This window comes from Delftia sp. 60, assembly GCF_002754395.1.
GTDB lineage: Bacteria > Pseudomonadota > Gammaproteobacteria > Burkholderiales > Burkholderiaceae_C > Comamonas > Comamonas acidovorans.
Genome location: NZ_PEFD01000001.1, coordinates 2754899 through 2769231, shown reverse-complemented (window position 1 = coordinate 2769231; position 14333 = coordinate 2754899). Strand labels below are relative to the sequence as shown.

The following is a 14333-nucleotide window of genomic DNA, read 5'->3' as shown; positions in this document are numbered from 1 at the left end:
GACATGACCCCTGCACTGGACGCCCTGCCGCCGCCCGGCGTCGTCGAGACGCTGGATTTCGAGCGCATCCTCGACGCCCACCGCGCCGATCTGCTGGCGCGCCACCCCGAGGCCGCCGAGGTCCTGGCGCTGGAGAGCGAGCCGCTCAACAAGCTGCTGGAGGCGCACGCCTACCGCGAGCTGCTGTATCGGGCGCGCGTCAACGATGCCGCGCGTGCGCATTTGATTGCGTTCGCCCAGGGCTCGGACCTGGACCACAAGGGCGCCTTCTACGATGTAGCCCGACTGCCCGGGGAAAGCGACGAACGCTACCGCCAGCGCATCCTGCTGCGCGTGCGCGCGCTGGCCGGCAGCGGAACGGCAGAGCACTACGAGCACCTGGCCATGACGGCCAGCGCCAATGTGCACAGCGCCATCGCCACGCAACCCCAGCCCGGCCGCGTGAGCGTGCAGCTGTGGCTGGTCGAGCCCGCACAGGCCGAAGAGACCCTGGCCATCGTGCTGTCGGCCCTCAATGCGCCAGGCGCACGGCCGCTGGGCGTACCCGTGTCGGTATCGCTGGCGCGCCCGCACCCCATCGACATCACGGCGCACCTGCTGCGCGAGCCCGGTGCGCCCGTGGACATCGTGGCGCGCCTGCAGGCCGGCCTGGCCGCCCAGATCGCGGCCTACGCGCTGCTGGGCCGCGATGTGCCGCGCTCGTGGATCACCACGCGCCTGCATGTGGACGGCATTGCCCGCGTCACCTACCCCGACGCCCAGGCCCCGGCCGAGCTCACGCCGCTGGCCGCCGACGAATACCCGGTGCTGGGCCGCGTCCAGCTGGTGGACGAGGGCCTGCAGGCATGAGCACCCCCGCCATCGTCCCGACGGCGCCCCGCCGCCACGTGCTGCCGCCCAACGCCACGGCGCTGGAGAAGGCCGTGGACCAGGTCGTCCCGAATTGGGACGGCCTGGCCGGCGCCTTTCCCGCGCCGGCCCAGGGCGAGCCTGCGGCCTTTCTGCCCTGGCTGGCGGCCGAATGGGGCATTGCCCAGTTCGACCGCTACTTTGACGACGTGCCCGCCCTCATCGCCAACGGCCTGCCCTGGCTGCGCGAGCGCGGCACGGCCGCGTCCATGCAGCGCGCGCTGGGCTGGCTGGGATATGACGGCGCGCAGCTCGACGAGGATGGTGCCTGGCTGCACCTGGACCTGGGCCGCATCATCGGCGACGCAGAGCTGGCCAGCGTGGCCCATGTGGTGCGCGCCAGCCTGCCGGCGCACGTGCGCTTTTACCGCGTCTTCCACGGCCACGACCTGCGCCCGCTGCGGCTGGACCACGGCCCGGGCCTGGACGCCGGCATGCTGGACAACGACAGCGGCACCTGGATCGATGTGTCGCCGTATGGCGAACCCGTCAAGCTCAGCCAGGGCCTGCCCCGTCGCACCGGCAACGAGGCACCGCCTTCGGACGGCGTGCTCACGGCCCAATTGTTCCGCGTCACCACCATCGCCACCTATGCCGACCGCATGCTGCTCGATGCCTGGACGCTGGACAGCGAGATCCTGATCGACGCCAGCCTGGGCATCACCGAAGTCAACGCCACCACCACGGGCGAGCCCGCCTACTACGCGCCGCTGCGGCCCATTCCCGCCCAGGCCATGGTCACCCACAGCGCCTGGACGGCGCCCGCTCCGCTGGCCCTGGCCAGCCTGCATCCCTGGGCCAGCACCGAGCGCCCGCACGACAACACCCGTACCTGGACCGGACGCTGGGACAGCACGCCCTGGCGCCGATCCTTCGAAACCCGCACCACCACCACCGAAGAACCCGAGGAACCCTGAACATGGCAGTTCTGCAGCAAGCGGGCCGCATCGCCCTCGCCAAGGCCGTCGCCGCCCAGACCATCCACATCGCCTGGGGCCGCGGCCTGCCCGCCTGGGATGCCGCGCCCGAGCCCGAACCCATCACCGCCAACGCCCTGGTTGACGAAATCGGCCGCCGCCTGGTCACCGAGGTGCGCTTTGCGCGGCCGGACGACAACGGCGAGATCGAGCTGCCCAGCGGCGCGCGCTACAGCGTCAGCGACACACCCACCACCTTCGTCTACCTGCGCGCGGCCTTCGGCTTCGACGACGCCAAGGGCGAGGACGTGCGCGAGATGGGCGTGTTCTTCGGCACCCAGGTCGCCACGGACGTGCCGCCCGGCCAGCGCTGGGTGCTGGCCAGCCAGCTGACCGGCAAGGGCGAGCTGTACACGCTGGAGCGCCGCCCCCGGATCCTGCGCAGCGGCAGCGTGCGCCAGGTCGAAGAAATCATCCTCCCCTTCTGAACGGCACCCCATGAGCCAGACCAAGATCTACGACCGCTTCGACGCCGGCAAGCGCTACGACAGGCTGCAGTTCGCGGCCGACCGCGTGCTGCAATCGGCCGAACTCAACGAGCTGCAGAGCATGCAGCAGCACCGCCTGCGCGGCATCACCGATGTGCTGTTCAAGGAGGGCGACATCGTCCGCGGCTGCCAGTGCATCACCTCCGCCGACACGGGCGCCACCACCATCGAGGCCGGCGCGCTCTATGTGGCCGGTGCCGTGCGCGGCATCACGCCGGGCACGCTCACCGTGGCCACCGTGGGCACGGTCTACGTGGGCGCCTACCTGCAGACCGATACCGTCACCGAGCTGCAGGACCCCGAACTGCTCAACCCCGCCGCCGGCACGCGCGGCTATGGCGAGCCCGGTGCGCTGCGCGAGCGCGTGACCCTGGTCTGGGGCGCGCAGGGCGACGGCACGGCCGGCACCTTCTATCCCGTGTGGACCATCATCGACGGCTCGGTCATGCCCAAGGAGCCGCCGCCCAACATCGACGCCGTCACCCAAGCCCTGGCCCGCTATGACCGCGACAGCGCGGGCGGCACCTACGTCGTGCGCGGCCTGGACGTGATCATGGGCGAGGACCTGGCCACCGGCCAGCAGGTCTACACCGTGCGCGAGGGCGCCGCCCGCGTCAACGGCCATCCGCTGGAACTGGGTGCCAGCCGCCGCCTGGTCTACGAGGCCAAGCCCGACCTGTTCTTCGTGGACAGCGAGCCCCACACCTCGGCCGGCACGGCCGCCCAGCGCATCCGCTTCGACCGCCAGCCCGCTGTCGGCACGCCCCAGGTGCGCGTGCAGGCGCGCAAGACCGTCACGCTCACGCACGGCGGCTTCACGGGCGCGGCCGACCCGCTGCCCGACAACGCCGTGCTGGCCGTGGACAGCGTGGTCCAGGCCGGCACCACCTACGTGCAGGGCACGGACTGGAAGCTGGTCGGCGGCCAGATCGACTGGAGCCCCTCGGGCGCCGAGCCCGTGCCCGGCAGCACCTACCAGGTCACCTACCAATACATGCTCAACGCCACGCCCACAGCCGTGGACTCCACGGGCTTCACCGTGGAAGGCGCGCTCAAGGACACCCTGGTGCTGGTCAGCTACCACTACGCGCTGCGCCGCTACGACCGCTTGGTGCTCAACAGCGAAGGCCAGCTGCAATGGGTGCCTGGCGTGCCCGCCGCCTGGTCGCCCAAGGTCCCGTCCGCCCCCAGCGGCACCCTGGCCCTGGCCTCGGTCTACCAAAGCTGGGACAGCAACCGCCGCGTGGACCAGGACGCCGTGCGCGTCGTGCCCATGCAGACCCTCAAGGCCTACCAGGACCACATCCAGACCATCTACGCCGACCTGGCCGAGCTGCGGCTGTCGGTGGACGTGTCGGGGCGGCACAGCGGGGTCAAGAAGGGGTTGTTTGCGGATCCCATGATCGACAACGGCCTGCGCGATGCAGGGCGCAGCCAGTCCGCCCACATTCTGGGCGGCCAGTTGCAACTGCCCATGAACGCCGCGCTGCACCAGATCGGCACCGACATCACCTCGCCCCAGACCACGCCCTACCAGCCCGTGTCCGTGCTGGGCCAGCTGGGGCGCACCGGCACGATGCTGGTCAACCCATACGGCGCCTTCGACGTTCTGCCAAGCGCCGCCACCCTGACACCCGCCGTGGACTACTGGACCGACGTGCAGACCCAGTGGGCCAACCCCATCCTGGTCTGGCTCACACCCAGCCAGGCGCGTCCCACGGAGACCCAGAAGCTGCTGTCCGAGTCCACTTCGGCACTGGAGCATCTGCGGCAGATCGAGGTGCAGTTCTGGCTGGATTTCCCGCTGGGCGAAACCCTCACCGAGCTGATTTTCGGTGGTATTGCCGTAACGCCCCAGCCGCTGGCAGGCGGCACGCTCGTGGCCACGGCCCAGGGCCTGAAGGGCAAGTTCAAGATCCCGGCGGGCGTGCCCTCGGGCACCAAGAGCGTGCGCTTCACAGGCCGCGCCGGCAGCCACGCCGAAGCCGTCTTCACCGGCCAGGGCCAACTGCTCGAACGCAGCGTGTCCAAGATCACTGTCCAGATCTACGACCCGCTGGCCCAGACGTTCACGCTGAGCTCCACCCGGGAGATCTGCGGCACGCGCCTGTGGTTCTCTACCGTGGGTGACAAGGATGTGCAGGTACAGCTGCGCGAAGTCACCGGCGGTGTGCCATCGCGCAGCATCCTGGCGGAATGCGTGCTCAAGCCCGCACAGATCCAGGCCGACATCGCTGGCGCCAAGCCCACCCAGGCGCAATGGGCACCTGCGTTGCTGGAGTCCGGTGTCGAATACGCCATCGTCGTGCTGACCAACGACAACACCACGGCCCTGGCTGTGGCCGAGCTGGGCGGCTGGGACGCCGCACGTGCCCAGTGGGTCACCAGCCAGCCCTACAGCGTGGGCGTGCTGCTGTCCAGCAGCAACGCCAGCACCTGGACACCGCACCAGACACGCGACCTGGCATTCGAGCTGCTGGCGACCGAACACACGGCCACCACGCGCACCATCGAGCTGGGCAGCATCGCCGTGCAGGACGCCACCGACCTCATGGTCCAGGCCGGCGCCATGCTGCCCGCGGCCGACGCGCAACTGGTCTTCGCCATGCAGTTGGAGGACGGCACCACGCTCGAGGCCGCTGCAGGGCAGCCCGTGCAATTGGCCAGCCGCTACAGCGGCAACGTGGCCGTGCGCGCCAAGCTCTCCGGCAATACCAACCACGCGGCCCACCTGCTGCCGGGCATGCAGCTGGTGGCCGGCAGCCTGCAGGCCACGGGCGACTACATCAGCCCCGCCATCAACGCCGGCACCAACGTCACGCTCAACGTCGTGGCCGAGGCCGTGCTGCCCGCCGGCAGCGCCCTGGCCGTGCAGATGCAGGCCGAAGGCAGCAGCGCCTGGACCAACGTGCCCTACCTGAGCACCAGCCCCCAGACCGCAGGCGTGCTGGAGCTGAGCTACCGCCTCACCGGCATCAGCGCTGAGCGCCTGCGTGTCCGCTTGGTCCTCACGGGCAGCCACGGCGCCCGTCCCCAGGTCACCAACCTGCGAGCCATCGTGATATGACATTGCACGACGACAAGACAGCGCAGGGCTGGCCCCTGCCCCACCCCGACAACCGCCTGGAAGACGACGTGCTGCGCCTGCGCCAGGCCGTGCAGGACGTGGACCAGGCGCTGACCAACGCGCGCCAGCTCATCGACACCAAGGCCAGTTCCCAGGGCGTGCAGGACGCCATGGACGTGGTGGCTCACCGCATAGAGCAACTGGAGACCGCCGTCCAGTCGCTGAGCACCGGCAAGGTGGCCAGCGTCAACGGCGTGGCCGGCGTCAACGTCAAGCTCAACCCCGAGCACATCGCGCTGGGCCCGGCCAATGGCGCCACCAGCGAAAGCTTCGGCTACGACGCCCAGGGCCGCATCAGCAGCATCACGCGCAGCGTCAACGGCTTCAGCGCCACCACCGCCGTCAGCTACGACGGCGCCGGCCGCGTCTCCCAGCAGCAGACCAGCTACCGCGGACGCGTACGCACGGAAACCTATGCCTACGACGCCGCCACGGGGCGGGTGTCGGGGGTGAATGCGACGGAGGTGCAGGGATGAGTTTCGACGCAGTCAACTACGCCGAGTTGCGCCGGCTGGCCGACAGCGTGCAGCAGGCCGCTCAGAAGGTGGACTCCGGCCGCAATGAAGCCGCGGGACACAAGGCCGAAGTACTGGCCGCCATGTCCGGCAAGCTCAAGTTCACAGAGTTCCGGAGCAGCGGCTACTTCTACCCTTCAGCCAAGCTGCTGGCCAACGGCGGCCAAGTATTCATACTGGCCGTTGGCGGCGGGCAAGGTGGAGCCCGTGGGGGATACAACGGCAACAGCGGAGGCGCCGGTGGAGCGGTGCGCTTCGAGATTGGCGGCGTCGGCGGCCCTACCAGCGTAGTCATCGGCGCAGGCGGAAGCGGACAGACTGCAGCCTATCTGAGCCAGGCCGCCAATGGTGGAGACACCTCGTTCGGAAACCTGCTGGCCATGGGCGGGCGTCAGTTCAAAAGTCCCACAGGTGTCGGCGACCCGTCCCCGCGCGGCTCGGCTGCCGGCCGCTCTTTCGGCGTCAGTGGATATGGTGGCCCCGGCGGCGCAGGAGGATTCGGCAGCTCGGGAACAGGCAATGCTACCCAGCCGGGCGCCGATGGTGTGATCGGCGGACTGGCTATGGGCAATAGCTCGACCGGGGACTACGGAAACGTCGTGCCCGGAGATCCCGGCTACAGCGGTGGCGGCGCCGGAGGCACGGGCGTCGCCGGCAGCGCGACACGGGGAGGCCACGCAGCACCCAACTCCGGCGGAGGCGGAGGAGGCGGCGGTTCGTCCGGGATCGGTCAGCATGCCGATGGCGGCAATGGCGGAAGCGGCTTTGTACGCGTCTGGTGGTACGAATGAGGAAGCAGGACATGCATTTCGCACTGATCAAGGCTGACCGCGTGCACAACATCATCGTTGCGGACGAGGAATTCATCGCCGAGTTGCAGACGCGCCAGCCATCACTGTGGGACAGCATCGAGCCAGTGGCAGGCGACTGCGCGATCGGCTCCGTCAGAACAGGCACAGGCTGGCAGATCTCCACCGAAGATCAAGCGCCTGCGCCCACAAACACACCCATAACCGAACCCGACGAATCGGCCGCAGGGCGCGTGTCGGCGGTCAATGCCACGGAGGTACAGGGATGAGTTTCGATCCCATCACGAATGCAGGCGTCAAGGCGCTGCAGGGTCAGGTCAACACGGTGCAGGCGCAGACGACTGCGCTGACGACGAAGCTGGCGCAGATCGAGAGTACGTTGGCTGGCTTGGGGACGACCGCTTCGCGCAAGCCGCTGAGGGTAACGGAGTACACGTCGGGGGCGGGAACGCACGCTGTTCTACCTGAAAGCTCTTACCAAATCATCACACTGATGGGTCCGGGCGGATCGGGTGCTCCAGGTGCCCAAATAAGCTATGGCTACTACAGTGGTGGTAGTGGTGGCGGTGGCTCCGAACTGCAACACCGCGTCCGACTTCCATCCTCAGTCCCATACGAGGTAGGCACCCCCACCAGTGGGCGCACTGTCCTGGCGGGATACATCGCTCGTGGAGGAATTTCGGGCTACCCGCCTTCTGACGGAACGGGCATCAATGCACAGGGTGGTGCGTACTATGCTGCCGGAGTCATCCCCGGACTTGCGGGCGCGGATGCCACTGGAGGCAACTCCACGATGGGGACCGGCGCACGCCTTGTCGGGGGAGTACCTCAAGCTGCCACAGGCTATGGAGCCGGAGGAGCTGGCGGAGTTTTCAACTTCACATCAAGAGTCTTTTTGGCCCCGGTCGCAGCCACAGGCGGTTTTATCCGCATCGAAGAGTACTGAGCACGAGTGATCCAAGGCAGGTACACACCTGCGGTACTGGACACTCCCGACTACAAAGCTCCGGCGCCCATCACGCCCGGAGCTTTTGCGTTTCTGGCCAGCACAAACGAGCGCCAAACCAAGCCTCTGTGCAGCCCCCCGACACAGCCAAGGTCGCTGGCGCCCATGCCTCTGCCGCGAGAACATCAATGCAACCCGGGCACAACGCCAGCGGCCTTGCCGGCTGCAGGCACCAGGCCCTGCCAGGACAACCAGGCCGCCTTGGCTGCATGAACTTCAGCATGAAACAAACCATCACTGTCGATCCCGCCAATACCGCAGCTTGCGCAAAGGTGCATGCATGAGCCTGGATGCCGTCATCAGTGCCGATCTGGTAAAGACGCGGGCAGAGATTGCTGCGCTGAGCAGTGCCGTGGCGATCGCACGCAGCGAGATCGCGGGGCTAAATACTCAGGTAATAAGTCGCAGTGCAATCAAAAGCTTGCAGCGTATCCGCATCCAGCCTTCGGTAAACAACGTCACTCACGTCTATCACAGCGACGTAACGATCTCAGCAATAGATCCGCAGAAGACGATCGTGCTGGTTCGCGAGACCTTAAACGAAGCCGACGTCTCGACCAGAAGAGACTGCGAGATTCTCAACGCCACAACTCTTCGTTGCTCGTCCTACGGCTACTACGTTGGAAGCAGCAATGCGGGCGGAGGTGGATTGATTGACATCCAAGTAGTGGAGTTCAACTAATGCTCCACCACTACGCCCAGCTCACCCCCGCCGGCGTGGCCTTCGCCATCACGGAAACGCACGCCGAGCTCAACGCTCCCGACCTGCTGCCCCTGCCCCGCTACGACACCTCGGTGCTCGGCCGCCGCTGGACCGGCACGCACTGGGAATACGTGGCGCAGGCCTTGCTTGAAGACCAGGCAGCGTCCAACGAACCCGCCCCCCGCCACATCACCCCCCACGCCCTTCGCCGCCGCTTCACCGTGGTCGAGCGCACGGCGCTGGAGTGGGCCGTGGTGGACCGCGCCGAGGCGGGCGAGGCCGACCGGCTCAACGCGGCCACGCTGCGCTCGCTGCTCAAGGACATCGAGCAGGCGCGGCAACTCGATCTTGACGACCCCGAACTGGCCGACAGCCTGCGCCGGTTCGAGGCCTTCGGACTCATCGCCGCGGGGCGTGCCCAGGAAATCCTGGACGGCCCCGTACAAGCCCACGAACAGCCGTGACCACCCCTTTTTGACGACAGCCCCACGGCCCAACCACCCCCCAACCCGGAGAACACCATGGCGACAGCCCCGTTCCATCATGGCATTCGCGTCACGGAAGTGAGCGAAGGCATCAATTCCATCCGCATCGTGTCCACGGCCGTGATCGGCCTCGTGGCCACAGCCAGCGACGCCGATGCGGCCACTTTCCCGCTGAACCGTCCGGTGCTGGTCACCAAGGTCGATGCGGCCATCGGCAAGGCCGGCACCAAGGGCACGCTGGCCCAGGCGCTGAACGCCATCAAGGAGCAGTGCCGCCCGGTGCTGGTCGTCGTGCGCGTGGCCGATGGCGAAGGCGCCACCGAGGCCGAACGCCGCACCGACCAGGACGCCAAGGTCATCGGCACCACCGCCGGCAACCAGTACACGGGCCTGCAGGCGCTGCTGGCGGCCCAGGCCCAGCTCGGCGTCAAGCCGCGCATTCTGGGCGCACCGGGCCTGGACAGCCAGGCCGTGACCGACGCGCTGGCGTCCGTGGCCATCAAGCTGCGCGGCTTTGCGTATGCGGCGGCCATCGGCAACGATGTGGCCGAGGCCCAGGCCTACCGCGAGCACTTCGGCCAGCGCGAGCTGATGCTGCTGTGGCCCGGCTTCAAGGCGCTGGACCTGTCCACCGCCGCCGTGCAGGACGCCTCGCCCGTGGCCTACGCCCTGGGCCTGCGCGCGCGCATCGACCAGGAGCAGGGCTGGCACAAGACGCTGTCCAACGTGCCGCTGTCCGGCGTGCTGGGCATCTCGCGCGATGTGCACTGGGACCTGCAAAGCCCCGATACCGAGGCCGGCATCCTCAACCAGGCCGGCATCACCACGCTGATCCAGAGCCAGGGCCACCGCTTCTGGGGCTCGCGCACCTGCACGGACAGCGAGCTGTTCCGCTTCGAGTCCAGCGTGCGCACCGCGCAGGTGCTGGCCGACACCATGGCCGAGGCGCATTTCTGGGCCGTGGACAAGCCCATGCACCCCAGCCTGGTCAAGGACATCCTGGAAGGCATCAACACCAAGTTCCGCGAACTGAAGGCCCTGGGCTACATCCTGGACGGCAAGGCCTGGTACGACGAAACGGTCAACGAGACCGCCACGCTCAAGGCCGGCAAGCTGGTGCTGGACTACGACTACACGCCCGTGCCTCCGCTGGAGGACCTGGGCTTTCGCCAGCGCATCACCGATCGCTACTTCGCCGACTTCGCCCTGCGCGTGGGCACCGGCCAGTAAACGGCGGCCGCACCCGACACACCCAATACACCGAACACAACGGATACACAGGAGAAAAGCACCATGGGACTGCCCCGCTCTCTCAAGAATTTCGCCACCTTCGTGGATGGCAACTCGTACATCGGCGACATGCCCGAAGTGGGCTTGCCCAAGCTCACCCGCAAGATGGAGAAGTACCGCGCCGGCGGCATGAACGGCGAGGTCAGCCTGGACTTCGGCATGGAGGCCATCGAGGCCGACCTGACCGCTGCCGGCTACATGAAGGAGTTGATCTCCACCTGGGGCACGCTGCGCCACGACGGCGTGCTGCTGCGCTTCGCCGGCGCCCTGCAGGGCGATGACAGCGAAGGCGTGGACTCGCTGGAAGTGGTCATGCGTGGCCGCTTCTCGGAGTTCGACCCCGGCAAGGCCAAGGCCGGCGACAAGACCGAGATCAAGTACAAGCTGGCCGTCAGCTACTACCGCCTGTCCATCAACGGCCAGGTGCTGATCGAGATCGATCCGGTCAACTTCGTCGAAGTCGTCAACGGCATCGACCGCCTGGCCCAGGTCCGCGCCGCGCTGGGCATCTGAGCCTGGCTCAACTGACCGGGCCGGCCGGCCCGGTCCTCTTCTTTTCTTCACCCGAACGCTGACACACCATGGACACCACCAAGCCCCAGGAAGACCTCCAGAACCAGGCTGCCGCCAATGCGGCCGCCCTCGCATCGGGCGATGCGCGCGAGATCACGCTCGACGTGCCGCTCAAGCGCCCCGGCGGCGACCTGGCCCGGGTGCTGGTGCGCCGCCCCAATGCCGGCGCGCTGCGCGGCCTGTCGCTGGTCGAGCTGCTGCACATGAACGTGACCGCGCTGCAGACCCTGCTGCCGCGCGTGACCGAGCCCATGCTGCACAAGGCCGAGGTGCTGCAGCTGGACCCCGCCGACCTTGTAACCCTGGGTACGGAGGTGGCCTCTTTTTTGGTGCCGAAGGCGCAGAGGGAGCAATTCCCGAGCGCGTAGAGGACGCCATGGCCGACCTGGCCATGGTCTTCCACTGGCGGCCGGCGGACATGGAGGACATGTCGCTGGCCGAACTCGGCCAATGGCATGAACGGGCGCGCGAGCGCTACGAAAGCCAGGACTGAGCCAGGACTGAGCACCACCTCCACTCCATCGCCCGCCTCTCTCTTGCACGCCCCTTGCCCATGACCTCCACCCAACGCCAAAACCGCACCGGCCAGGGAGCCCTCCATGGCCGTTGACACCCTGCGCCTGGACGAGGTGCTCAAGCAGGCCGAGCGCGTGCACCAGCCCCTGGCGCTGCTGGGCAGAACCAGCAGCAACACGGCCCGGGAACTCAAGGAAACGGTCGACCAGTTGAAGAAGCTGCAGCAGCAGCAAACCCAGCTGGGCGACTACCGCGCGCTGCGCAGCGGCCTGGCCGACACCACGGCACGGCTGCGCGGCGCGCGCCAGCAGATGGCCCAGCTGCGGCTGGAATCGGGCGCGGGCGAGCAGCCCTCGCGCGCCATGCTGCGCGCGCTGCGTTCGGCACAGGTCGAGGAGGAGCGCCTGGCGCTGCTGCGCGCCACGCAGCGATCGCGCCTGATGGACATGCGCGAAGGCCTGCGCGGCGCGGGCGTGGACACGGGCAACCTGTCCGCGCACGAGCGCAAGCTGCACAACGACATCCGCGCCACCACGGCCCAGATGGAAAAGCAGCGCAAGGTGGTGGCACCGGCCGCCCAGCGGCTGGAGAGAATCGACGCCCTGCGCGAGCAGAGCAAGACCCTGGCCGATCGCGGCCAGGCGCTGCGCGAGACGGGCGGCAAGATGCTGGCACCCGTGCGCGCCGTGAGCCAGGCCTTCATAACCGACGACCAGGCCGCCGCGCAGCTGCGCGCCACCATGGCGGGCAGCAACGGCAAGCCGGGCGCCGATTACCAGCAGGTGCTGGACTTGGCCAAGAGCCTGGGCACCGACATGCCCGGCAGCACGGCCGACTACATCGCGATGATGAACCAGCTGCAGCGCCAGGGCGTGTCCTCGCAGGATGTGCTGGGCGGCGTGGCCCGGCAGGCGGCCAACCTGGGCGCGGTGCTGAACATGCCCGCCAAGGAGGCTGGCGAGTTTGCGGCGCAGCTGCAGCAGGCCACCCGCGCAAGCGCGGGCGACATGGCCGCACTGGCCGACACGGTGCAGCGCACCTCCCACCTGGGACTGGACCCCTCAGGCATGGTCAAGGGCCTGGACGCCATCGGCAAGGCCCTGCCGCAGCTGGGACAGCAGGGCGCAAGGTCGGGACAGATGTTCGCGCCGCTGCTGCTCATGCTCAACGACGCCAGCATCAGCGGCGAGGCCGCCGGCAAGGCCGTGGGCAACCTGGTCAAGAACTCCATGGACCCGGCCAAGCTGGGCCAGGTCAACAAGATGCTCGCGAGCCAGGGCGTGTCGCTGGACTTCAAGGACGCCAGCGGCCAGTTCGGCGGCACCGAGCAGATGATGGCCCAGCTGCAAAAGCTGCAGAGCCTGGGCAGCGACAAGCTGCGCGCCGCTGCGCTGGACAAGCTGGCCGGCGGCGATGCGCAGACGCGCAAGGCCTTGGAGGCGCTGCTCCAGCAGGGCCCGGGCGGCTACCAGCAGATCGCCTCCCAGCTCAAGTCACAGGCGGATCTGGATGGGCGCGTGGCCATCCTGAAGGACTCGGTCTCGGCCCAATACGAGTCCGTCAAGGACAGCTACAACGGCCTGTTGAGCGACATGGGCTCGACCATCGAGTCCGACCTCAAGGCCGTGCTGGGCACGCTGCGCGAGATGACCGAAGGCATGCGTGCCTGGGTCAAGGAGCATCCCCAGATCGTGCAGTGGACGCTGCGCATCGTGGCCGTGCTGGGCCTGCTGGTCGCAGGCGTCGGCGTGGTGAGCAGCGTGCTGTTCGGCCTGCTGGCGCCGCTGCTGCTCACGCGCACCGTGTTCGGCCTGCTGGGCGCGGCCATGGGCGCAGGCAGCGGCACCTTGGGCGTGCTCAGGCGCGGCCTGGCGGCCGTGGTCCTGTCGCTGGGCATGATGGGCGGCGGCGGCAGTGCCATGGGCCTGCTGTCGGGCGGCATGCGCATGGCCAGCAACGCTGCGGGCGTGCTCCGGCGCGGCGTGGGCGCCGTGGTCCTGTCCCTGGGCATGATGGGCGGCGGTGGCGGAGCCATGGGCCTGCTGTCGGGCGGCATGCGCGTGGCCAGCAACGCTGCGGGCGTGCTCAGGCGCGGCCTGGGCGCCGTGGTCCTGTCGCTGGCCATGATGGGCCGCGGCGCTGCCATGGGCAGCATAGGCACCGCCCTGGCCGGCGCGGGCCGCGCTGCAGGCCGCATCTTCGGTGGCGGTGCAGATGCAGCCAAAGGCGTGGCCGGCAAGGGCCGTGCGGGCGCCGTCATGGGCCTGCTGGGCGCCGGACTGGGTGCCGCAGGTGCCGTCGGCGGTGGCCTGGGCGGCAGTCTGGGTGGTGCAGCCGCATCGCTGATGGGCCTGATGCGCATGACACCCATGGGCCGGCTCGCAGGCGGCCTGATGGGCGCGGGCGGCTCGATCATGCAGAACTGGGACGGCCTTTCCACCGCCTTCAAGGTCGGCGACTGGAAGGGCGTCGGCGGCACGCTGCTGGAGGCCGGCAAGGCCGGTCTGGATGGCGCCACGGGCGGGTTGTTCGGCGTGGTCTCTGACCTGGCCGGCAAGGGCATCAGCGGCCTGGCCTCGTCGGTGGGCTCGTGGTTCAAATCCGGCGATGCATCAGCACCCGACCAGGGCCGCGCCGGCGCACTGCGCCAGGGTGTTGCGGCCGCAGCCACGGCGGCCACGCTGGCCACGGGTGCCATGCCGGCCCTGGCCGACACGGGCGCCGTGCGCATCGACAGCCGCCCGCCGCTGGCCAGCGCCGCTGCACCCGCGCCGGCACCGGCCCCGGTGGCCGGCGCCACCATCCACATCACCGTCAACGCTGCGCCCGGCCAGGACGCGCAGGCCATTGCCCGCGCCGTGGCCGCCGAGCTGGACCGCCGCGACATGGCCAAGCGCTCCAGCGTGCTGTCGCAGCTGTCCGACATCGACTGAGG

Annotated in this window: 15 protein-coding genes; all 15 read left to right on the top strand. The window is 68.7% G+C overall.

Going from position 1 to position 14333, the window contains the following annotated elements:
• Window positions 1-3: 3 nt before the first annotated feature.
• The 15 genes from CLV01_RS12525 to CLV01_RS12455 all read left to right on the top strand — a co-directional run bounded on the left by CLV01_RS12525 (window position 4) and on the right by CLV01_RS12455 (window position 14331).
• Window positions 4-849: a baseplate assembly protein gene (locus CLV01_RS12525; protein ID WP_224986493.1), complete on the top strand. Its 846-nt coding sequence runs from the start codon at window positions 4-6 to the stop codon at window positions 847-849.
• Complete coding sequence (locus CLV01_RS12520) at window positions 846-1826, top strand: phage tail protein (protein ID WP_099734173.1); 981 nt, start codon at window positions 846-848, stop codon at window positions 1824-1826. The genes CLV01_RS12525 and CLV01_RS12520 overlap by 4 nt, the downstream gene beginning before the upstream one ends.
• A 2-nt stretch (window positions 1827-1828) precedes the next feature.
• The gene (locus CLV01_RS12515; RefSeq protein ID WP_012204516.1) at window positions 1829-2314 is read left to right on the top strand and encodes a hypothetical protein; all 486 of its coding nucleotides are present in this window, start codon (window positions 1829-1831) and stop codon (window positions 2312-2314) included.
• 10 nt (window positions 2315-2324) lie between these two features.
• Complete coding sequence (locus CLV01_RS12510; RefSeq protein ID WP_099734174.1) at window positions 2325-5441, top strand: DUF4815 domain-containing protein; 3117 nt, start codon at window positions 2325-2327, stop codon at window positions 5439-5441.
• Complete coding sequence (locus CLV01_RS12505; protein WP_043824242.1) at window positions 5438-5977, top strand: hypothetical protein; 540 nt, start codon at window positions 5438-5440, stop codon at window positions 5975-5977. The genes CLV01_RS12510 and CLV01_RS12505 overlap by 4 nt, the downstream gene beginning before the upstream one ends.
• Window positions 5974-6807, top strand: coding sequence for a glycine-rich domain-containing protein (locus tag CLV01_RS12500; RefSeq protein WP_012204513.1), 834 nt, complete (start codon window positions 5974-5976; stop codon window positions 6805-6807). The genes CLV01_RS12505 and CLV01_RS12500 overlap by 4 nt, the downstream gene beginning before the upstream one ends.
• Window positions 6808-6818: 11 nt before the next feature.
• A complete protein-coding gene (locus CLV01_RS12495) occupies window positions 6819-7094 on the top strand; it encodes a hypothetical protein (protein WP_257221278.1) in 276 nt (91 codons plus the stop codon).
• On the top strand, window positions 7091-7771 hold the full coding sequence (locus tag CLV01_RS12490) for a hypothetical protein (protein ID WP_180288381.1): 681 nt from the start codon (window positions 7091-7093) through the stop codon (window positions 7769-7771). The genes CLV01_RS12495 and CLV01_RS12490 overlap by 4 nt, the downstream gene beginning before the upstream one ends.
• 340 nt (window positions 7772-8111) lie before the next feature.
• Entirely contained in the window at window positions 8112-8513 is a 402-nt protein-coding gene (locus CLV01_RS12485) for a hypothetical protein (protein WP_099734176.1), read from the top strand.
• Complete coding sequence (locus CLV01_RS12480) at window positions 8513-8998, top strand: hypothetical protein (protein ID WP_099734177.1); 486 nt, start codon at window positions 8513-8515, stop codon at window positions 8996-8998. The genes CLV01_RS12485 and CLV01_RS12480 overlap by 1 nt, the downstream gene beginning before the upstream one ends.
• Before the next feature lie 57 nt (window positions 8999-9055).
• Window positions 9056-10249, top strand: a complete 1194-nt coding sequence (locus CLV01_RS12475) for a phage tail sheath subtilisin-like domain-containing protein (RefSeq protein ID WP_016450710.1) — start codon at window positions 9056-9058, stop codon at window positions 10247-10249.
• Window positions 10250-10312: 63 nt separating this feature from the next.
• A complete protein-coding gene (locus CLV01_RS12470; protein ID WP_012204508.1) occupies window positions 10313-10822 on the top strand; it encodes a phage major tail tube protein in 510 nt (169 codons plus the stop codon).
• A gap of 68 nt (window positions 10823-10890) precedes the next feature.
• Window positions 10891-11250, top strand: a complete 360-nt coding sequence (locus tag CLV01_RS12465; protein WP_012204507.1) for a phage tail assembly protein — start codon at window positions 10891-10893, stop codon at window positions 11248-11250.
• Window positions 11251-11258: 8 nt separating this feature from the next.
• Complete coding sequence (locus tag CLV01_RS12460) at window positions 11259-11375, top strand: GpE family phage tail protein (RefSeq protein WP_012204506.1); 117 nt, start codon at window positions 11259-11261, stop codon at window positions 11373-11375.
• A 106-nt stretch (window positions 11376-11481) separates the two neighbouring features.
• Window positions 11482-14331: a phage tail tape measure protein gene (locus tag CLV01_RS12455; RefSeq protein ID WP_099734178.1), complete on the top strand. Its 2850-nt coding sequence runs from the start codon at window positions 11482-11484 to the stop codon at window positions 14329-14331.
• Window positions 14332-14333 lie beyond the last annotated feature (2 nt).